Consider the following 19,620-nt stretch of genomic DNA (forward strand, 5'->3'; position numbering starts at 1 on the left):
CATCGATCTCCGCCTGACAGGCTACGAACGAAACCCTATTCGGACCACACCTGTCGCCGCACATCCCCATGGGCAATCCTCACCCGCCGGGCGCCGGTCCACCCCCACCGCCGGTGTCCGGCGAGGTCGGAGGCGGTGTGGGCGCCCGCGAGCCGGCCGATCCGCCGGGTGAGGGATCGATCACGTCCCGTGCCTGTTCCGACGAAACGCCCACCGACGACGGCTCCAGCGCGGTGTCGGCCGGCGGTCGCACCACGTCGGCCTGTTCGGGCAGCGGCGGAAGGACCACCGCGCGATCCAGCCGGCGCAGCTCCGGGGCCGGGTCCACCGCCCGCACCCCGGGCCGGCCGGCCAGCGTCCGCAGCACGGCCGGGTCGGCGCGTACCACCGCCGCGTAGACGCACGCGCACCCCGCCCGGTACGCCCGCGCCTCCCGCGCGGCGACCTCCGCGCCGGTGGCGTACACCCGGCGCAGCGCGCCCTCGGCGGTGCCGGCGGCGCGGGCGCGCTGGTCGGCGGCCTCCCGGTCCTTGCGCTCGGCCACCGCCGTCATCCCGGCGGCCACGTCCTGCGGCAGCAGCTGCGCCGCCAGGCGGACCACCTCGGTCTGCCGGTCGGGCAGCGGCACCCGCGTCACGACCTCGGAGACCGGCGCGTCGGTGAGGACGTCGGGCAACTGCGCCGGCGCGAGGTAGCCGGTGAACGAGACCAGCGCGTACGTCCCGGACGGCGATTCGGACGGCGGCAACGCGGCCAGTTCGGCCGCGGCGGCGCGTACGTACTCGGGAATCCGGTCGCCGGGCCGCACCCCGACCCGGGTGACCTCGCCGACGGTGCGGTCGCCGACCGGCTCCTCCCGGCGACCCGCCCAGCCGGCGGTGAGCAGCACCGCCCCCACCGCGGCGAGCGCGGCCGAGGTGAGCCAGCGCAGCCGGGCACGGCCGGGCCGGCCCACCGGCGGTGTCGGCCGGTCGGCCGGTGGCGGTACGGCGGCGCTCACCGGCGCGGGCCCCCTGTCGGCTCGGATCGGGTGCGGCTCGGTCGGCTCGGACCGAATGCGGTTCGGTCGGCTCGGACCGGGTGCGGTCAGTCGCGCAGAATCGCCAGCGCCCGGTCCAGGTCGTCCGGGTACTCGCTGACGAAGGTCACCTCGTCGCCGGTACGCGGGTGCAGGAAGCTCAGCGAGCGGGCGTGCAGCCACTGCCGGCCCAACCCGAGCCGGGCCGAGAGGGTGGGGTCGGCGCCGTAGGTGATGTCGCCCACGCAGGGGTGCCGCAGCGTCGAGAAGTGCACCCGGATCTGGTGCGTGCGGCCGGTCTCCAGGCGCACGTCGAGCAGGCTCGCCGCCGGGAACGCCTCGATGGTGTCGTAGTGGGTGATGCTCGGCTTGCCGCCGGAGACCACCGCCCAGCGATAGTCGTGGTGCGGGTGCCGGTCGATCGGGGCGTCGATGGTGCCGCGCAGCGGATCCGGGTGCCCCTGCACCACGGCGTGGTAGCGCTTCTCCACCTCGCGGTACTTGAACGCCCGCTTCAACGCGGTGTACGCCTGCTCGCTCTTGGCCACCACCATGATTCCGGTGGTGCCGACGTCGAGCCGGTGCACCACGCCCTGCCGCTCGGCGGCGCCGCTGGTCGAGATCCGGTGCCCGACGGCGGCGAGGCCGCCGATCACGGTCGGCCCGGTCCAGCCGGGGCTGGGGTGGGCGGCCACGCCGACCGGCTTGTCCACCACCACGATGTCGTCGTCGGCGTGGACCACGGTGAGGCCCGGCACCGCCTGCGGCACCACCGTCGGCGGCGCGACCGGGGCGGGCAGCGTCACCTCCAGCCAGGAGCCGGCCTTCACCTTGTGCGAGTTGGGCCGCGCGGCCCCGTCGACCAGCGCGTCACCGGCGTCGACCAGGGCCGCCGCGGCGGTGCGGGAGAGCCCGAAGAGGCGGGACACCACCTGGTCCAGACGCATGCCGTCGAGCCCGTCCGGGACGGGCAGGGAACGCTGGTCACCGCCACCGGCGGCGAAGGCCGAGGTCACGCCCGCTCCCGGGGCTGAGCGCCGGTGGCGCCCCGGTCGGTGGCCGCCGCGTCGTCGGCGGCGCCCTGCGTACCGGCCCGGCTGCCGTCGCGCTGCCGGCCGGTCAGTTCGAGCAGCACGGCGAGGAGCACTCCGGAGACCAGCGCGCTGTCGGCCAGGTTGAACACCGGCCAGACCTGCCCGTACGGGTCGAAGAGGCTGACCATGTCCACCACGTGCCCGACGAAGTGGCCGGGGGCGCGGAAGATCCGGTCGGTGAGGTTGCCCAGCGCGCCGCCCAGCACCAGGCCGAGGGAGACCGCCCAGGGCAGGGACCGCAGCCGTACCGCCATCCAGACGATCCAGCCGACCACGCCGATGGTGATCAGCGGGAAGATCCAGGTGTGGTCGGCGCCGATGCTCCAGGCCGCCCCGCTGTTGCGGGTCAGGGTCAGGTAGACCGCGCCGCCGAGCAGGCGTACCGGCCCCCGGTCGTCGAGCATGACCAGCGCGAGGTGCTTGGTGAACAGGTCGGCCAGCAGGGCCGCGAGGGCGATGCTGGTCAGGACCACGACCGCCTTGCGGCGAGGCGTACCGTCGCCCGGCTCAGCGGTGCCGGATCCGGCGGTCGGTGCTGTGGTCATCGACTCCCCATCGACTGTCCGACGGTGAGCGGTTCACCGTCTCGCGTATGTCACCGGGGAGCGGACGTCAGCGCCGCTCCTCCAGCTGCTTGCAGGTCACGCAGAGGGTCGCCGACGGGAAGGCGGCGAGCCGCTCGACCGGGATCGGGTTCCCGCACCGCTCGCACCACCCGTAGCCACCCTCGTCGAGGCGCTCCAGGGCCCGCTCGACCTGCGTGATCCGTTCCCGGATGCTGTTGGCGAGGGAGATCTCCTGCTCGCGCTCGAACGTCTTGGTGCCGGTGTCGGCCTGGTCGTCCCCGGCCGAGTCGGTCAGCCGGTCGCGCTGCAGCTCGGTGATCTCGCTCAGCGTCTGATCGTACTCGGCTCGCAGCTCGTCCCGTCGGGCCGCCAGGGCCGCCCGGATCTTCTCGGTCTCCGCCGCGCTGCGGGTGGCCTTCACCGCAGGCTTGCGGCCGGCGGTCCTGGTGTCGGCTGGCTTCGCCATCGTCAGCTCCCTCAGCCGCGTAGCGCGGCGGTCGGCGGTGTCCGGACAGGGGTCACCGGCCTGGCGCCCCCACGTAACAAAACGGGCGCACGGCAACGAGGGCCGCGCACTCCGGAGGTTGGCAAGAATACGGAACGTACAGGCGTCCGACAACGTGGCGCACCGTCGTGCCGCTATTCAGCCCCTGGTAAGCCCTAATTGGGGCAAAGGGAACGCTAGCAGATCAGCCATCCCGATCCTCGCCGTACTCGCCAAACCACCTGGCCAGTCGACCCCGCCGACTGACCGCCCGCAGCCGCCGCTCGACCTCGTCCCGCACCCCGGCGGTCGCCACGATCAACACGCTGTCGCCCGTCTTGAGCCGGGTGTCCGGGCCGGGGACGAAACCCGCCCCGTCGCGCAGCACCAGGGTCACCGAGGCGCCCACCGGCAACCGCAGCTCGTCCACGTGCACGCCGGCGAGCCGGGAACCCGGCGGCACCTCCAACTGGAGCAGGTCCGCCCGCATCCGCTCCAGCGGCGCCGTCTCCACGTGGATCTCGGCCAGCTCGGCCGGCGCGGTCACCCGCAACCGGCGGGCCGCCGGCGCCAGCGTGCCGGCCTGCAACACGGTGAAGATCACCACCAGGACGAAGACCGCGTCGAAGAGCCGGTCCGCCCCGGGCACCCGCTCGGAGAGCGGGATGGTGGCCAGCACGATCGGCACCGCCCCGCGCAGCCCGGCCCAGGACAGGAACGCCTGCTCGCGCAGGTTGACCCGGAACGGCAGCGCGGCCACCAGCACCGACAGCGGCCGGGCCAGCAGCAGCAGGGCCAGGCCGGCGACCACCGCCGGCAGCACCGCCGCGTCCAGCCGACTGGGCGTGGCCAGTAGCCCGAGCAGCACGAACAGCCCGATCTGGGCCAGCCAGGCCAGCCCGTCGGCGAAGCCGAGGATGGCCTGCCGGTGCGGCAGCCGGGCGTTGCCGAGCAGCACCCCGGCCACGTACACGGCGAGGAAGCCGGAGGCGTGCAGCACCGCCCCGGCCGCGTACGCCAGCACGGTGAAGCCGACCGCGGCGATCGGGTAGAGCCCGGACGAGGGCAGCGCCGCGCGGCGCAGCGCGAAGCGGCCGGTCAGCCCGGCGGCGAGCCCGACCGCCGCTCCGACGCCCAGCTCGTAGCCGACCAGGAACACCTCGTACCACCACGGGTGACCGCCCTCGGCGCCGCGGGAGAGCAGCACCACCAGGATCACCACCGGGGCGTCGTTCATCCCGGACTCGGCCTCGAGCGTGGCCACCAGCCGGGGCGGCAGGCGCAACCGGCGCAGCGTGGCGAAGACCGCCGCCGCGTCGGTGGAGGAGAGCACCGCGCCGTAGAGCAGGGCGAGCCGCCAGTCCAGGCCGAGCAGCAGGTGCACCACCAGGCCGACGACCAGGATGCTGACCAGCACCCCGACCGTGGACAGGGCGGCGGCCAACCCGAGCACCGGGCGCAGGGTGCTCCACCGGGCGGTCAACCCGCCCTCCGCGATGATCACGATCAGCGCGCAGAAGCCCAGCACCCGGGTCAGCTCGGCGTCGTCGAAGCGGATGCCGAGGCCGGCCTCCCCGATCGCCACGCCGAGCGCCAGGTAGACCAGCAGACTCGGTACGCCGAGGCGGGTGGAGAAGCGGACCGCGCCGATCGCCACCAGCAGGACGGCGGCGCCCAGCAGCAGCGCGAGGTCCAGCCCCGCCGTCACGGGCCACCGACCCGCAGCGCCCTCACCCGTCCGATCCGTCGCGCAGCCGGCGGAGCACGTCGGTCAACCCGGGGGCGGGACGCTCGACGGTGAACAACTTGTCGCGGCTGGCCGCGCCGGTGCGCAGCGACACTGCGGCCGGTCGTACACCGAGCGCCCCGGCCAGCGCCTTCCGGGCCGCCTCGGTGGCCCGCCCGTCCACCGCCGGCGCGTTCACCGAGATCACCAGCGCGGGGCCGTGCGGGCCGTCGAAGCGGCCGCCGACGCGGGCGCGGGAGGCGCCGGGCTTGACGCGTACCGCCACGGTGAGCGGCTCCCCGGTGGGCATCGACGCGACTCAGCCGGGTCGGGTGTCGGCGAGCAGGGCGGTGTCCGGCGCGCAGTCCGCGCACGGGGTGAAGCCGAGCGAGACCGCCTCGGAGACCGCCAGCGGTTCGTCGTCCCGGCCGCGCAGGTGGGGGCAGGAGCGCAGGTGGTAGCGGGGGCGGCCGTCGACGACCCGCACCTCGGTGTCGAGCCGGGCCACCCACGCGGCGTCGGCGGGGGACACGTCCTGGGCCTCCGGTTCGTCGTCGACCTCGGCCGGTTCGGCTGCCCGGCCGCCGGCCGCTCCGTCGCGCCAGGGCCCCGGCGCCGGACTCACCGAGTCCCACGGGCCGGCGTCGTCGACGTCGCGGGACCGCCCGGCGGTCGCCGTGGCCTCCCACGCCGGGTCCGCGTCCGGTGCGCGGCGCGCGGCCACGCCGTCGGAGTCCCACGGGCTCTCGGCCTGCGGCTCCCACCGGTCGGCATCGCCGGTCACCGGCGGCTCGGGCGGTTGCCGCCACCCGTCGCCACCGGTGCCGCTCGTCGGGGGAACGTGCTGGACGGGGATCTCCGGCTCCACCGGGGCGTAGGGCTCCGGCGGGGTCGTAGCGCGGGGCGTACCCGCGAAACCCCGGCCCGCGCGCGGCCCGGGCCGGCCCGTCGTCGCCTTGGTTGCGGCCACCTGGCGGGCGCCCGCGATCAACGCGACGGCGGCCAACAGGCTGGCCGCGATGGAACTGATCAACAGGGTGCTGGAGCCGTCAGCGAGACCGAACACCAGCAGTACGACCGCAACGAGGATGAGCAGCAGACTTGCGACTATCACGGCTCACCCCCGCCGCGTCGTGTCGGTGTGGCGCGGTCGGCGACCGTCGGGCGACGGCCGCCGACCGTGGATCAGCGACCGGCTTCGAGAGCGCCGGTGCGACCGCCGCCGTACGAGCCGGCGAGGCTCGGGGCGGCCAGCCCGTTGCCGGTGGCGGCGCGGCTGCCCTCGGTGCGGGTCATCTCGGCCTCCAGGCCCTGGCCCCGGCCGTCGAGGTCCCGCAGCTGGCTCTCCAGGTACGCCTTGAGCCGGGTGCGGTACTCGCGCTCGAACTGCTTGAGCTCCTCGATGTGCTTCTGCAGCGCAGTGCGCTTGGCGTCCAGGCCACCCATGGCCTCCTGGTGCCGCTGGCGGGCGTCCCGCTCGAGGGCGTCGGCCTTGGCGCGCGCCTCACGGGTGACCTCCTCGGCCTTGGACCGGGCCTCGGAGAGAAGCTGGTCGGCCTCGCGGCGGGCGTCCGACACGTGGTCGTCGGCGGTGCGCTGGGCCATCATCAACACCCGCAGCGCCTGCTGCTCGCCGTCGCCACCGCCGGCCGGGCCACCGGCGGACCGGACCTGCTCCAGCTCGGCCTGCATGGCCCGGGCGGCCTGCTCGGCCGCGGCCTTGTCGCGCTGCACCCGGTCGAGCTGGGCCTTGACGTCGTTGAGCTCCGCCGCGAGACGGGCGTCGCCGCCGGGGCCGGCGGGAGCGCCACCACGGCCGCCGCGCTCCACCTGGGCGCGCAGCTCGTTGTTCTCCTCGATCAGACGGGCAAGCTCACGCTCGACCTCGTCCAGGAAGGCGTCGACCTCCTCCTCGTCATACCCCCGCTTGCCGATCGGCGGCTTTTTGAAGGCGACGTTGTGGACGTCGGCCGGGGTCAGCGGCATCGAAACTCCTCGGGTCAGTTGCGGCCGCGTAGCGGGCTGGGCCACCGGACGTTCATCCGATGATCAACCGCTTCAACACGAACTCCATCAGCACGAACAGGATAACCAGGAGCACAAGGGAGGCCAGGTCGATGCTCACGGTACCAATTCGCAGTGGAGGGATCACACGCCTCAACGCCTTGAGAGGCGGATCAGTGACGCTCCACACGGATTCCAGTCCCGCCGATGCCCCGCGCCCCGGTTGCCACCGGCGACCGTACTGCAGGACGGCGCTGAGGACGAATCGGGCCAACAGCACAATTAGGAAGAGGAACAGAAGCAGGTACAGCACTTGGAGCACGATCGACAACACGGCAGGCGACGTCCCTCGGTCGGGCGGACTTAGCTCAGGCTGAAAAAGCCGCCCTCAGCGATCTTGGCCTTGTCCTCCGCGGTGACCTGGACGTTGGCCGGTGAGAGCAGGAACACCCGGTTGGTCACGCGCTCGATCGTACCGCGCAGCCCGAACGCCAGCCCGGCGGCGAAGTCAACCAACCGACGGGCGTCGGCCTCGTCCATCTCGGTGAGGTTGATGATCACCGGAACGCCGTCGCGGAAGTGCTCGCCGATGGTCCGCGCCTCCCGGTAGGTGGTCGGGTGCAGCGTGGTGATCTGGTAGCGCTGCTCCTCCTCGGCCACCACCGCGCGCTCGCGCGCCTGGGACTGCGGCGCCAGGGCCAGGTTGTCCCGGGTGTGGTAGGTCAGCGCACCCGAGGTCTCCCCCGCGCCGGACCGGGTGATCGAGCGGACGCTGGACCGCTCGACCCGCTCCGGACGCTCGTCGTCGGCCCGGTCGGCCTCCACAGCCCGGCTCGCGCCGCGCTCGCTCAGCCGGCCCCGCTCGCCGAGCCGCGGGCGCGGCGCCGGCGGCTCCTCCGACTCGTCCTCGTCGTCGTCGGCGAACTCCTCGGAGTACCGGCTCGACCGGTACCGCGAGTCGCGGTAGCCCGGCTTGTCGTAGCCGTCGTCGTAGGCCCGCTCGTCATCCTCCTCGACGAGACCGAGCCAGACCCCCGCCTTGCGCAGTGCACCCATCCCGCGCCCTTCCGTCCGCCGTGCGGCACGCACCCCCGTGCCGTGTCGCCTGATCACGAATGGACAATCCATGCCCACCGGATCGGAGCGGCAATCCCTCGACAGGCGATTCGCGGCCGCCCGCCGTGGCCCCCGACAACGGGACGCCGTTCCTCAAACAACACAGATGTAATTTGCTTCTACCGCGGTCAGGCTACCGCAGCGTGGGACGCATTCCGAGCAACGCGCTGCCGACGCGGACATGTGTCGCGCCATATTCGATGGCCGGTTCGAGGTCGCCGCTCATTCCGGCGGAGAGCGCGGTCGCCTCCGGGTGCCGGTCGCGGAAGCGCGCCGCCACCTCGGCGAGCCGGGCGAACGCCCGCTCCGGCTCCCAGCCCAGCGGCGCCACCGCCATCAGCCCGGCCAGCCGCAGGCCGCCGGCACCGGCCAGCGCCTCGGCCACCGGGCCCAGGCCGCGGTCCGGGTCGGCCGAGTCCGGCAGCGCGCCGCCGCGCGCCGGGTCGCCGTCGATGCTCACCTGCACCAGGGCGTCCAGCGGCCGGTCCCGGCCGGCGGACGCGGCCGCGTCCAGGGCCCGGGCCAGCCGGACGCTGTCCACCGAGTGCACGACGTCGGCGTAGCGGACCACCGAGCGGGCCTTGTTGCGTTGCAGCTGGCCGATGAAGTGCCAGCGGACGGCCACCCCGCCGGCGGCCACCTCGGCCGCCTTCGGCGCGGCCTCCTGGTCGCGGTTCTCCCCCACGTCGGTCACCCCGAGCCCGGCCAGCGCGACCACGTCGCCGGCCGGGTACGTCTTGGTGACCGCGATCATGGTGACCTCGGCGCGGTCCCGTCCCGCGGCGGCGCAGGCGTCGGCGATCCGGGCGCGGACCCGGGCCAGCCCGGCCGCGAGTTCGGCACGCCGGTCGGGCCGTACCGTGGCTGGTTCGTCGGTCATCGGCGGAGCTCAGGAACCGTTCTTGAGGAAGTCGGGCACGTCCACGTCGTCGAAGAGCACCCGGCGCGGCGACTGCTGCTGGGCCGGCAGGGTGGTCGGCGGCGCGACCGGCGGGTTCTGCGGCGCCGGCTGGTTCTGGTTGGTCTTGCGCGGCGCCTCGGCCGCCTTGTACGAGGGCGTGCCCCCGTCGAAGCCGGCCGCGATGACGGTGACCCGCACCTCGTCGCCGAGCGCGTCGTCGATGACCGCGCCGAAGATGATGTTGGCCTCCGGGTGCGCCGCGTCGGTGACCAGCTGGGCGGCGTCGTTGATCTCGAACAGGCCGAGGTCGGAGCCGCCGGCGATGGAGAGCAGCACGCCCCGGGCGCCGTCCATGCTCTGCTCCAGCAGCGGGCTGGAGATGGCCGCCTCGGCCGCCTCCACCGCGCGGTTCTCGCCGCGGGCGCTGCCGATGCCCATCAACGCGCTGCCGGCGCCGCTCATCACGCTCTTGACGTCGGCGAAGTCCAGGTTGATCAGACCCGGCGTGGTGATCAGGTCGGTGATGCCCTGGACACCGGAGAGCAGCACCTGGTCGGCGGTGCGGAAGGCGTCCATCATGGAGATGTTGCGGTCGCCGAGCGCCAGCAGCCGGTCGTTCGGGATGACGATCAGCGTGTCGCACTGGTTGCGCAGCTCGTCTATGCCGGACTCGGCCTGCACCTGGCGGCGCTTGCCCTCGAAGGAGAAGGGTCGGGTCACCACACCGATGGTGAGCGCGCCGAGCTTGCGGGCGATGTTCGCGACGACCGGCGCGCCGCCGGTGCCGGTGCCGCCGCCCTCGCCGCAGGTCACGAAGACCATGTCGGCGCCCTTGAGCACCTCCTCGATCTCGTCGCGGTGGTCCTCGGCGGCGTTCTTGCCGACGTCCGGGTTGGCGCCGGCGCCGAGGCCCCGGGTCAGCTCCCGGCCGACGTCGAGCTTGACGTCGGCGTCACTCATCAGCAGCGCCTGCGCATCGGTGTTGATCGCGATGAACTCGACGCCCTTGAGCCCAACCTCGATCATCCGGTTGACGGCGTTGACGCCGCCGCCCCCGATGCCGACGACCTTGATGACCGCCAGGTAGTTGTGCGGAGGTGTCATCTCCGGTCCTTTCCCTTCGAGATTGGCATCGCCCCGACCGGGTACGGCGTGGCCAGACCGACGGTCGACGACAGCTGTCACCACAGAGGATCAGGAATAAACCCTCACCCTCTACTAGAGGCTTACAGTTATGTCAACCACTGATCCTCTTCGGGGCAACGTAAGCGCCCCCACGCCGAGAGCCAAGGACCTGCCCGGCGTGTCGCCGCCATTGGCGGGACGGCTCACCTCCGGCGTCCCCAATCACTTGAAAGTGACCACGTCGGGCGCGCTGACGTCGATCGTGTCGGCCTTGCGACCCAACAGCGCGGTGGCTACCCGCGCCTTGTCCGTCCCCCGGGTCGCATCCCCCCAGACGACCGTCCGATCGCCACGGAGGGTGAGGCTGATCCGGGCCAGCCCCTGCACGGTGAGCTCGGTCAGCTCCGCGCGCAGCGGCGGGGTGAGCACCGCCAGCACCTCCAGCGCGGCCCGGGTGCCCGGGTCGTCCGGGCCGGGGGTGGCCAGCCGGACCACCGGCAGGCCGTCGGGGGCCCGCGGCACCGTCCGGAACACCACCCCGTCGGCGTCGAGCACGACGAACTGCCCGTCCCGGGGCACCGCCGCGACCCCGGTCCGCTCCACCACCGTCACCACCAGCGTGCCCGGCCAGTCCCGGGTGACCGTGGCCCGCTCGACCGGGGCCAGCGCGCCGATCCGGCGGCCGGTCGCGGCCAGGTCCACCCGGGCCAGCGGGACCCCGTCCGGCACCCCCGCGGCCTCCCGCACCTCGACCGGGGTGACCAGCTCCGCGCCGACCACCCGCACCTCGCGGACCCCGAACAGCCCGGTGCCGAGCACCGTCCAGGCGACCAGCGTGGCGACGGCGAGCACGGCGGCGGCCACCGCCCAGGGCAGGGCCGCGCGCATCCGCCGCTGCCGCGCCCGGGCCATGAACCGCCGGGTGGACGGCGGAACCGCGTCGCTGCCGGCCCGGACGAGCTGCCAGCGCCGGACCGGGTTACGCCGGGGGCCGCCGCCGTCCGTGCCGGCGGTGCGGCCCCGCGCCGGACCCGGGCTCATCCGGCGGCGGAGGCCGCGCCGTCCGGGTCGACGGCCACGCCGAGGGCCGTCGGGTCGGCGGCGCCGCCGGAGGCCCGCGCGGTGAGGGCGTCGATCAGCTGGTCGCCCATCAGGGAGATCGGCGGGGCGCCCATGGTCACCACCACGTCGCCGGGGCGGGCCCGCCGGGCCACCTCGACCGGGGCGTCCTCCCACGAGTCGACGAACACCTTGTGCGCGGCGTCCAACGGCACCGCCTCGACCAGGGCCGCGGAGCCCTCCCCCGGCTGGCGCAGCTCGCCCGGTCCGAAGACCTCCAGCAGCACCAGCTCGTCGGCGATGCCCAGGGCCGCGGCGATCTCCGCCTGGAGATCCCGGGTGCGGTAGAGCCGGTAGGGCTGGAAGACCACGATCAGCCGGCCGTCCCCGGCCACCTCGCGCAGCGTCTGCAACGCCAGCGTCATCGAGGTCGGGTGGTACGCGTACTCGTCGTAGACCAGCACGCCGTCGGCGACGCCCTTGCGCTCGAAGCGCCGGCGTACGCCGGGGAAGGCGCCCAGCGCCGCCTCGGCCGCCTCGACGGGCAGCCCGAGCAGGTACGCGGTGAGCACCGCCGAGGCACTGTTGAGCCCCATGTGCCGCCCCGGCACCGGCAGCCGGATCTCGCCCAGCGAGTGGCCGTCGACCTCGGCCAGGAAGCGCACCCCCTGCGCGGTGGAGGCCATGTCGTCCAGCCGCAGGTCGGCGTCGGGAGACAGCCCGTAGGTGTGCACCCGGCGGCCCTCCGCGCGCAGCGTCTCGGCCAGCCGGCGGCCGCCCGGGTCGTCGGCGCAGGTGATGATGAAGCCGTCCGGGTCGGTGAGCCGGGCGAACTCGGCGAAGGTCGCCTCCAGGTTGGCCAGGTCGCCGTAGGTGTTGAGGTGGTCCGCCTCGATGTTGGTGATGATCGAGACGTACGGGCGGTAGATCAGGAACGAGCGGTCGCTCTCGTCCGCCTCGACCACGAAGTACTCGCCGGTGCCGTGGTGCGCGCCGGAGCCGACCTCGGAGATCTCCCCGCCGATGACGAAGGACGGGTCCGTCCCGGCCTGCTGGAGCACCATGGTGACCATCGAGGTGGTGGTGGTCTTGCCGTGGGTGCCGGCGACCGCCACCGTCCGGCGGCCGGTCATCGCCGCGGCGAGGGCCTCCGAGCGGTGCAGCACCCGCAGGCCGCGCCGGCGGGCCTCGACCATCTCCAGGTGGTCCTGCGGGATGGCCGAGGAGTAGACCACGGTGTCCACGCCGTCGAGGTTGCTCGCCTCGTGGCTCATGTGGATCGTCCCGCCGAGCGCCCGCAGCCCGGCCAGCGACGGCCACTCGCGCAGTTCGCTGCCGGAGACCGGCAGGCCACGGGTGAGGAAGAGCCGGGCCAGGCCGCTCATGCCGACCCCGCCCACCCCGATCAGGTGGATCCGGCCCAGGTCCTCGGCGGTGAGCGTGCCGGCCGGGGTGAACTGCGCGGTGTTCATGCCAGGTACCTTCCCGTCGCGGTGGCCGGCGTCGCCGCGCCACCGTCGTTCCCGACTGCGGGGCTCGCAAGCTCACTCCTCGCGCTCACCGAGCCACCGTCGTTCGCGACCGCGGGGCTCGCAAGCTCACTCCTCGCGCTCACCGAGCCACCGCCTCGTAGACGAAGTTCAGCAGCGCGACGTCGCCGTCGCGCCGCCCGTACCCGGCCGCGGCCGCGCCCATCGCGGCGAGCCGGCGGGGGTCGCGGACCAGCGGGATGACCGTCCGCTCCAGCCAGTCCGGGGTCAGCTCGGCGTCGTCGACGAGCAGCCCGCCGCCGGCCTCCACCACGGGCAGCGCGTTGCGCTTCTGCTCCTGGTTGCTGTGCGGGTACGGCACGTAGATGGTGGGCAGGCCGATGGCGGCCACCTCGGCGCAGGTCATCGCCCCACCCCGGCCCAGCATCAGGTCGGCGGCGGCGTAGCCCAGCTCCATCTCGGACAGGTACGGCAGGGTCACGTACGGCACCGGCAGATCGGTGGGGACCGGCACCGGCTCGTTGCGGGCGCCCATCACGTGCAGCACCTGCACGCCGTTGCGGGCCAGTTCCTTGGCCGCGCCCGAGACCGCCAGGTTGATCGAGCGGGCGCCCTGCGAACCGCCGGCGACGAAGAGCACCGGCAGGTCGGGGCGGAGTCCGAAGTGGGCCCGAGCCGCGTTGCGCATGGCGACCCGGTCCAGCCCGGCGATGCCCCGACGCAGCGGCACGCCGACCACCCGGGCGTCGCGCAGCGACTCGGCCTGGGCGGGCTGGTGCGGGAAGCCGACCGCGATGTTCTTGGTGAACTTCATGCCGAGCCGGTTGGCCACGCCCGGTGGCACGTTCACCTCGTGGATGACGATCGGCAGCTCGCGGCGCCAGGCGGCGAGGTAGCCGGGGACGGAGACGTACCCGCCGAAGCCGACCACCGCGTCGGCCTGCACCTCGTCGATCACCTTGCCCGCGGCGCGGGCCGCCTTCCACATCCGGTCCGGGGTGCGCACCAGGCTCATGTTGACCGAGCGGGGCAGCTGGTACGCCGGGATCTGCCGCAGGTCGTAGCCGGCCGGCGGGATCAGCTCGTTCTCCAGGCCCTTCGGCGTGCCCAGACAGGTGATCCGGACGCCCGGGTCGTGTCGGCGCAGGCAGTCGGCGAAGGCGAGCAGCGGGTAGATGTGACCACCCGTACCCCCTCCACAGAGCACCACCGAACGCAGCGGACCCATCAGCGTCTCCTCTCGCTCGCCGTCCCGCCACGGGTCCGGCCCTGCCGGCCACCGCGCGGTGCGGCCTGGTCGTCCTCCCGCCGCGCTCGCGACCGGGGCACGGACCCTCGGGCAGCCGGTGGCGTCGCCGGGCGGCGGCGCCGACCGGGAAGCGGCGGCAACGGGGCCCAGAGTAGTCGGACCCACCGGGCGGGCGGACGGGCATGCAGGGCTCGCGCGGCGTCGGGCTCGGCGCGGGCGAACGAGGCGAGGATGCCGACCGCCGCCAGCGTCACGACCAGGGCGCTGCCGCCGTCGGAGATGAACGGAAGCGGCACACCGGTCAGCGGCAGCAGGCCGATCACGCCACCGATGTTGATGACGGCCTGGCCGACCAGCCAGGCGGTGATCGCGGCGGCGGCGAGCCGGCGGAACGGGTCCTCGACCCGCCGCGCGACGCGCAGCCCGGTGTAGGCGAGCACGGCGAAGAGCACCAGGATGACGGTGCAGCCGACCACCCCGAGCTCCTCGGCGATCACCGCGAAGATGAAGTCGTTGTGCGCGGCCGGCAGCCAGCCGAACTTCAGGCTGCTCTTGCCCAACCCGACGCCGAACCAGCCGCCGTGCTCGATGGCGTTGCGGGCCTGGACGAGCTGCCAGCAGCCGGTCTCCAGGCAGGTGGCCGGGTCGGGCGGGTTGATGAACGAGGTCAACCGGGCCAGCCGGTAGTTCTCCTCCCCGACCGCGCCGGAACCGGCGCCGAGCGAGGCCACGGCCACCAGCACGCCGATGCCGAGCAGGCCCACCGCGGAGAGCGCGGCGAACACCCGCATCCGCACCCCGGCCGCCCAGAGCAGCCCGACCACGATCGCCAGCAGGCAGAGCATGGTGCCCAGGTCGTTGTAGCCGACCAGCACGAAGAGCAGCCCGACCACCGGGAAGAGCGGGGTCGCCAGCTCCTTCCACCAGCCGAGCGCGGCGCCCTTGCGGGCGATCACGTGCGCACCCCAGAGCACCAGCGCGAGCTTGGCCAGCTCGGAGGGCTGCACCTGGATCGGGCCGAGGTAGAGCCAGAGCAGGTTGGCCCGCAGCGGCCCGAGCGCCTTGATCCGGAACAGCGAGTCCAGGGCCAGCAGCAGGTTGAGCACCAGCAGCAGCACCACCGCCGCACCCAGCACCGGCCGGCCGAGCGAGCGGAAGGTGCTGGCCGGCAGCCGCTGGCAGGCCCAGAACGCGACGATGCCGATCACCGCGAAGACCGCCTGCTTGGTCACCGACGCCGAGGCGTCACCGGCCTCGGCGTAGTCCTTCACGCTGGTCGCCGAGAAGACCATCGTCAGGCCGATCAGCAGCAGCAGGCCGGCGCTGGAGAGCAGCAGGTAGTAGGAGGCCAGCGGGCGGGCCAGCAGGCCGCGCAGCGCCGCCAGGCCGCCGGCCGCGTCCAGGCCGCTGATCGCCGCCGGCGGATCGGCGGTACGCCCCGCGCCCGCGACCCGCCGTGCCTGGGTCTCCGCCGCCGTCGTCGTCGTGCCGGTGCCGCCTCGGTCCTCCCCCACGAGCCCATCATCGCCGCTTCGCCGGGCCCGTTCGCGCCGTTCGGCCCGGTCGGCGTGTCGGAATGCGGAACGGGGGCCCCTCGGTTATGAGGGACCCCCGTACGCGACGGTCGCGGCGCGCCGGCCGGCATTTCCGACCGGGCCGGGGCCGGAGTCGGCGACTCAGCCCATGCTGGCCAGGAAGTCGCTGTAGAACAGGCCGAGGGCGATGGCGACGCCGATCCCGGCGATGATCCAGAACCGCACCACGATGTTGACCTCACTCCAGCCGGCCAGTTCGAAGTGGTGCTGCAACGGCGACATCCGGAACACCCGCTTGCCGGTGGTCCGGAAGGAGATGATCTGGATCACCACCGACATGGTGATGATCACGAACAGCCCGCCGATGATCGGCAGCAGCAGGATCGTCCGGGTGGACATCGCCATGCCGGCGATCAGACCGCCCAGGCCGAGCGCGCCGGTGTCGCCCATGAAGATCCGGGCGGGCGAGGTGTTCCACCAGAGGAAGCCGACGCAGGCGCCGGCCGCCGCCCCGGCGATCAGCGCGATCTCCAGCGGATCCCGCACGGCGTAGCAGTAGTTGTTCGGGTTGGCGGTGTAGGTCGGGTCGGCGCACCAGTGCCGGTACTGCCAGAACGCGATCAACGCGTACGCGGCCAGCACCATCACCGAGGCGCCGGTGGCGAGGCCGTCGAGGCCGTCGGTGAGGTTCACCCCGTTGGTGGCGGCCATCACCACGAAGATGATGACGATCACCGAGGCGATCTTGCCGATCTCCAGCGCCGGGATGTCCCGGATGAAGCTGAGCGTGGTGGCCCCGACGGTCTCGGTGTTGGTCGCCGCGCCGCTGGCGTCGGTCATCGTGCTCGGGAAGTAGAGCGCCACCACCCCGAAGATCGCACCGACCAGGATCTGCCCGAAGAGCTTGCCGCGCTTGTTGAGACCGCCGCTGTGCCGCTTGCGGACCTTGAGGAAGTCGTCGATGAAGCCGACCGCCCCGGAGAAGACCATCAGCCCCAGCAGCACCAGCGCCGTGATGGTCGGCTCGACCTGGGCGATCTGCGCGTCCGGCAGCGTGGTCAGGGCCAGGTGACCGGCGACGTACGCGATCACCGTGGCCAGGATGAAGACCACGCCGCCCATCGTCGGCGTGCCCTTCTTGCCCTGGTGCATCGCCGGGCCCTCGGCCCGGATCGGCTGGCCGGCCTTGAGCCGGGTGAACACCTTGATCGCGATCGGGGTGCCGAGCAGCGAGATCAGGAACGCCACGCCGACGGCGATGATCACCGCCCTCATGCGGCGTCCCCGTTCCCGGTGGCGCCGGCGCGCAGGGCGTCGGCCACCTCCCAGGTGCGGTACCGGGAGCCCTTCACCAGGACGACATCGCCCGGTCGTAGCTCGCTGCGCAGCACCTCGACGGCCGCCGCCTGATCGGTGAGCAGCACCGACTCTCCTCCCCAGTCACTTACCGCTGTCGCGCCCTCGTGGATCGGCGCCGCCGGCTCACCCACCACGAGCAGCCGGTCCACGCCCAACTCCGCCGCCAGCCGGCCCACCTCCCGGTGCCCGTCGCGTTCGAAGTCGCCCAGCTCGGCCATGTAGCCGAGCGCGGCAAAGATACGCCCTTCGCGGCGCATGCCGGCAAGGGCGCGCAGCGCCACCGCCGTCGACGCCGGGTTGGCGTTGTACGAGTCGTCGATCACGGTCACCCCGTCGGGCCGGTCGAAGACGTCCATCCGGCGGGTGGAGACCAGCCCCAGCTCGCCCAGGGCGCCGGCCACCTCGGCCAGCGGCATCCCGAGCTCGCGGGCCACCGCCGCCGCGGCCAGCGAGTTGGAGACCTGGTGCCGGCCGGTCAGCCCGAGCCGCACCGGGGCGCTGCCCTCCGGGGTGACCAGCGTGTACGACGGCCGGCCCCGGTCGTCCAGCGACACGTCGACCGCCCGGACGTCGGCGTGCGCGGCCTCGCCGTACCGGACCACCCGGGCGGCGGTGCGCGCGGCCATCGCGTCGACCAGCGGGTCGTCGGCGTTGAGCACGGCCAGCCCGTCGGCCGGCAGCGCCTCGACCAGTTCCCCCTTGGCCAGGGCGATGTTCTCCACCGAGCCGAACTCGCCGATGTGCGCGACCCCGACGTTGAGCACCACGGAGATCCGCGGCGGCACCACGTCGCACAGGTAGCGCACGTGCCCGAGCCCCCGGGCGCCCTTCTCCATCACCAGGAAGCGGGTCTCCGGCGTGGCCTGCAGGGCCGTGTACGGGTGACCCAGCTCGTTGTTGAACGAGCCGGGCGGGGCCACCGTCGGGCCGAGCCGGACGGTGAGCTGGGCGATCAGGTCCTTGGTGGTGGTCTTGCCCGACGAGCCGGTCAGCCCGATCACGGTCAGCTCCGGCAGCCGCCCCACCACCGCGCGGGCCAACCGGCCCATCGCGGTCAGCGCGTCTCCCACCAGCACCAGCGGCACCCCGGGCACCTCGCGGGTGCCGAGCACCGCCACCGCGCCCGCGTCCACCGCGCCGGCCGCGTAGTCGTGCCCGTCGACCTTCTCGCCCGGGAACGCGACGAAGAGCGCCCCGGCGGTGACCTTGCGCGAGTCGAACTCCACCGGGCCGGTGACCCGGGCCGCCGGGTCGGCGCCGACGAGACGGCCGTCGACGGCCGAGGCGACCTCGGCCAGGCTCAGCGGGATCACCGTCGACCCGCCAGATCCCCGAAGCGGGCGCCGAGCGCCTCCGCCAGCTCCACCCGGTCGTCGAACGGGTGCACCTCGCCGGCGACCTCCTGGCCACGCTCGTGGCCCTTGCCGAGCACCGCCACCACGTCGCCGGGCTCGGCGAGCCGGACCGCCTCGGCGATGGCGGCCCGCCGGCCCGGGGCCTCGATGATCCGGGCGGGGGCGGCGGCTGCGTACGCCCCGGCGAGCACCTCGGCCCGGATCGCGGCCGGGTCCTCGGTCCGCGGGTTGTCGTCGGTCACCAGCACCACGTCGGCGCCCCGCGCCGCGGCGGCGCCCATCACCGGCCGCTTGCCCCGGTCCCGGTCACCGCCCGCGCCGATGACGCAGATCAGCCGACCCGCGCTCAGCTCGCGCAGCGCGGCCAGGGCGGCCACGATGGCGTCGGACTTGTGCGCGTAGTCGACCACGCCGCGCACCGGACCGGCCGCGCTGACCAGCTCCAGCCGCCCCGGGACGCCGCCGCAGGCGGCCACCCCCTCGGCGGCCACCGCCGGGTCGACCCCGGCGGCCACCAGGCAGGCGATGGCCAGCAGCGCGTTGGCCACGTTGTGCCGGCCGGGCAGGGCCACCCCGGCGGGCAGCGCCAGGCCGTCCGGGCCGTGGACGGTGAAGCGCTGGGCGTACCCCTCGCCACCGACCTCGTCGGCCCACCAGGTGGCCGAGCGGTCGCCGGCCGCCGAGTAGCTGACCGTGGCCGGCTTGAACAGCGGGCGCAGCGCCGGGTCGTCGAGGTTGAGCACCTCGGCGGCGCAGCGGCCGTCGAAGAGCCGCGCCTTGGCCGCGAAGTAGTCGGCCGAGTCGGCGTGGAAGTCAAGGTGGTCGGAGCCGAAGTTGGTGTAGCCGCCGACGGTGAACCGGACCCCACCGACCCGCCCCATCGCCAGGGCGTGGCTGGAGACCTCCATGACCAGCGCGGTCACCCCGCGCTCGCGGGCGGCGGCGAGCATGGCGTGCAGGTCGGTCGCCTCCGGGGTGGTCCGGACGCTGTCGATCACCAGATCGCCCAGCCGGGTCTCCACGGTGCCGATCAGGCCGGTGGTGTGCCCGGCGGCGCGCAGGCCGGACTCCACCAGGTAGGCGGTCGAGGTCTTGCCGGCCGTGCCGGTGACCCCGATCACGGTCAGCCCCTCGGTCGGGTCGCCGTAGACGGCGGAGGCGAGGTCGCCGAGCACCGCCCGGGGGTCGGGCACCACCAGGGCGGGCAGGCCGGCCGCGGTCACCGCGGCGGCGCCGGCCGGGTCGGTCAGCGCGGCCACCGCGCCGGCGGCCGCGGCGGCCGCGGCAAACTCCGCGCCGTGCCGGCGGGCGCCGGGCAGCGCGGCGTACAGGTCGCCGGGACGGACCTCCTGGCTGGCATGGGTCGCCCCGGTCACCGCCACGTCGGCGGCGGCCTCCGGCGGCGCGACGGCGAGCCGGGCGGCGAGGTCGCCGAGCCGGACTCCGGGCACGGTACGGGGACGTGGATTGCCGGGCACGGCGTCAGACCCTACCCGGTCGTCCGGTTCCGACCGCACAGCCGCCCCGGTGGTTCGTCCC

At 74.0% G+C, this 19,620-nt stretch carries 18 protein-coding genes and 2 pseudogenes; all 20 read right to left on the bottom strand.

Annotated elements, in window-relative coordinates:
* Positions 1 to 79: 79 nt before the first annotated feature.
* Positions 80 to 1,000, bottom strand: a complete 921-nt coding sequence (locus M2302_RS13125) for a hypothetical protein (protein WP_280838184.1) — start codon at positions 998 to 1,000, stop codon at positions 80 to 82.
* Between the two features lie 86 nt (positions 1,001 to 1,086).
* A complete protein-coding gene (locus M2302_RS13130) occupies positions 1,087 to 2,034 on the bottom strand; it encodes an RluA family pseudouridine synthase (protein ID WP_280838185.1) in 948 nt (315 codons plus the stop codon).
* On the bottom strand, positions 2,031 to 2,657 hold the full coding sequence (gene lspA, locus M2302_RS13135) for a signal peptidase II (protein ID WP_280838186.1): 627 nt from the start codon (positions 2,655 to 2,657) through the stop codon (positions 2,031 to 2,033). Before lspA ends, M2302_RS13130 begins: the two co-directional genes overlap by 4 nt.
* Positions 2,658 to 2,724: 67 nt before the next feature.
* Positions 2,725 to 3,144 (bottom strand): TraR/DksA C4-type zinc finger protein, encoded by a 420-nt coding sequence (locus M2302_RS13140; RefSeq protein ID WP_154943859.1) that lies wholly within the window; start codon positions 3,142 to 3,144, stop codon positions 2,725 to 2,727.
* 223 nt (positions 3,145 to 3,367) lie between these two features.
* A complete protein-coding gene (locus tag M2302_RS13145; RefSeq protein ID WP_280838187.1) occupies positions 3,368 to 4,870 on the bottom strand; it encodes a potassium/proton antiporter in 1,503 nt (500 codons plus the stop codon).
* A gap of 22 nt (positions 4,871 to 4,892) precedes the next feature.
* The gene (locus M2302_RS13150; protein WP_280838188.1) at positions 4,893 to 5,198 is read right to left on the bottom strand and encodes a DUF167 domain-containing protein; all 306 of its coding nucleotides are present in this window, start codon (positions 5,196 to 5,198) and stop codon (positions 4,893 to 4,895) included.
* Between the two features lie 9 nt (positions 5,199 to 5,207).
* Positions 5,208 to 5,465, bottom strand: a pseudogene (locus M2302_RS33125) (hypothetical protein); the annotation flags it as partial.
* A gap of 204 nt (positions 5,466 to 5,669) precedes the next feature.
* Positions 5,670 to 6,002 (bottom strand): annotated as a pseudogene (locus tag M2302_RS33130) (hypothetical protein); the annotation flags it as partial.
* Between the two features lie 71 nt (positions 6,003 to 6,073).
* Entirely contained in the window at positions 6,074 to 6,874 is an 801-nt protein-coding gene (locus M2302_RS13160) for a DivIVA domain-containing protein (protein WP_280838190.1), read from the bottom strand.
* 52 nt (positions 6,875 to 6,926) lie between these two features.
* On the bottom strand, positions 6,927 to 7,226 hold the full coding sequence (locus tag M2302_RS13165; protein ID WP_280838191.1) for a YggT family protein: 300 nt from the start codon (positions 7,224 to 7,226) through the stop codon (positions 6,927 to 6,929).
* 29 nt (positions 7,227 to 7,255) lie between these two features.
* Entirely contained in the window at positions 7,256 to 7,948 is a 693-nt protein-coding gene (gene sepF / locus M2302_RS13170) for a cell division protein SepF (RefSeq protein ID WP_280838192.1), read from the bottom strand.
* A gap of 193 nt (positions 7,949 to 8,141) precedes the next feature.
* A complete protein-coding gene (locus M2302_RS13175; protein ID WP_280838193.1) occupies positions 8,142 to 8,888 on the bottom strand; it encodes a YggS family pyridoxal phosphate-dependent enzyme in 747 nt (248 codons plus the stop codon).
* A gap of 9 nt (positions 8,889 to 8,897) precedes the next feature.
* Complete coding sequence (gene ftsZ / locus M2302_RS13180) at positions 8,898 to 10,013, bottom strand: cell division protein FtsZ (RefSeq protein ID WP_179801026.1); 1,116 nt, start codon at positions 10,011 to 10,013, stop codon at positions 8,898 to 8,900.
* Between the two features lie 243 nt (positions 10,014 to 10,256).
* Positions 10,257 to 11,075, bottom strand: a complete 819-nt coding sequence (locus tag M2302_RS13185; RefSeq protein ID WP_210774736.1) for an FtsQ-type POTRA domain-containing protein — start codon at positions 11,073 to 11,075, stop codon at positions 10,257 to 10,259.
* A complete protein-coding gene (gene murC, locus M2302_RS13190; protein ID WP_280838194.1) occupies positions 11,072 to 12,565 on the bottom strand; it encodes a UDP-N-acetylmuramate--L-alanine ligase in 1,494 nt (497 codons plus the stop codon). Before murC ends, M2302_RS13185 begins: the two co-directional genes overlap by 4 nt.
* Before the next feature lie 139 nt (positions 12,566 to 12,704).
* Positions 12,705 to 13,811, bottom strand: coding sequence for an undecaprenyldiphospho-muramoylpentapeptide beta-N-acetylglucosaminyltransferase (gene murG, locus M2302_RS13195; protein WP_280838195.1), 1,107 nt, complete (start codon positions 13,809 to 13,811; stop codon positions 12,705 to 12,707).
* A complete protein-coding gene (locus M2302_RS13200) occupies positions 13,811 to 15,217 on the bottom strand; it encodes a putative peptidoglycan glycosyltransferase FtsW (RefSeq protein ID WP_280838263.1) in 1,407 nt (468 codons plus the stop codon). Before M2302_RS13200 ends, murG begins: the two co-directional genes overlap by 1 nt.
* A gap of 291 nt (positions 15,218 to 15,508) precedes the next feature.
* Positions 15,509 to 16,642 carry a phospho-N-acetylmuramoyl-pentapeptide-transferase gene (gene mraY / locus M2302_RS13205; protein WP_154943876.1) on the bottom strand — a complete coding sequence of 378 codons (1,134 nt, stop codon included), beginning with the start codon at positions 16,640 to 16,642 and terminating at the stop codon, positions 15,509 to 15,511.
* Positions 16,639 to 18,039 (bottom strand): UDP-N-acetylmuramoyl-tripeptide--D-alanyl-D-alanine ligase, encoded by a 1,401-nt coding sequence (gene murF, locus M2302_RS13210; RefSeq protein WP_280838196.1) that lies wholly within the window; start codon positions 18,037 to 18,039, stop codon positions 16,639 to 16,641. Before murF ends, mraY begins: the two co-directional genes overlap by 4 nt.
* The gene (locus tag M2302_RS13215) at positions 18,036 to 19,598 is read right to left on the bottom strand and encodes a UDP-N-acetylmuramoyl-L-alanyl-D-glutamate--2,6-diaminopimelate ligase (protein ID WP_280838197.1); all 1,563 of its coding nucleotides are present in this window, start codon (positions 19,596 to 19,598) and stop codon (positions 18,036 to 18,038) included. The genes murF and M2302_RS13215 overlap by 4 nt, the downstream gene beginning before the upstream one ends.
* Positions 19,599 to 19,620: the final 22 nt, after the last annotated feature.

This window comes from Micromonospora sp. A200, from assembly GCF_029893845.1.
GTDB lineage: Bacteria > Actinomycetota > Actinomycetes > Mycobacteriales > Micromonosporaceae > Micromonospora > Micromonospora purpureochromogenes.

Coding starts and splice junctions, on each gene's coding strand:
- M2302_RS13175 (WP_280838193.1), bottom strand. CDS start 8,888: ATGACCGACGAACCAGCCACGGTACGGCCCGACCGGCGTGCCGAACTC.
- murC (WP_280838194.1), bottom strand. CDS start 12,565: ATGAACACCGCGCAGTTCACCCCGGCCGGCACGCTCACCGCCGAGGAC.
- M2302_RS13185 (WP_210774736.1), bottom strand. CDS start 11,075: ATGAGCCCGGGTCCGGCGCGGGGCCGCACCGCCGGCACGGACGGCGGC.
- M2302_RS13160 (WP_280838190.1), bottom strand. CDS start 6,874: ATGCCGCTGACCCCGGCCGACGTCCACAACGTCGCCTTCAAAAAGCCG.
- M2302_RS13150 (WP_280838188.1), bottom strand. CDS start 5,198: ATGCCCACCGGGGAGCCGCTCACCGTGGCGGTACGCGTCAAGCCCGGC.
- mraY (WP_154943876.1), bottom strand. CDS start 16,642: ATGAGGGCGGTGATCATCGCCGTCGGCGTGGCGTTCCTGATCTCGCTG.
- murG (WP_280838195.1), bottom strand. CDS start 13,811: ATGGGTCCGCTGCGTTCGGTGGTGCTCTGTGGAGGGGGTACGGGTGGT.
- sepF (WP_280838192.1), bottom strand. CDS start 7,948: ATGGGTGCACTGCGCAAGGCGGGGGTCTGGCTCGGTCTCGTCGAGGAG.
- ftsZ (WP_179801026.1), bottom strand. CDS start 10,013: ATGACACCTCCGCACAACTACCTGGCGGTCATCAAGGTCGTCGGCATC.
- lspA (WP_280838186.1), bottom strand. CDS start 2,657: ATGACCACAGCACCGACCGCCGGATCCGGCACCGCTGAGCCGGGCGAC.
- M2302_RS13140 (WP_154943859.1), bottom strand. CDS start 3,144: ATGGCGAAGCCAGCCGACACCAGGACCGCCGGCCGCAAGCCTGCGGTG.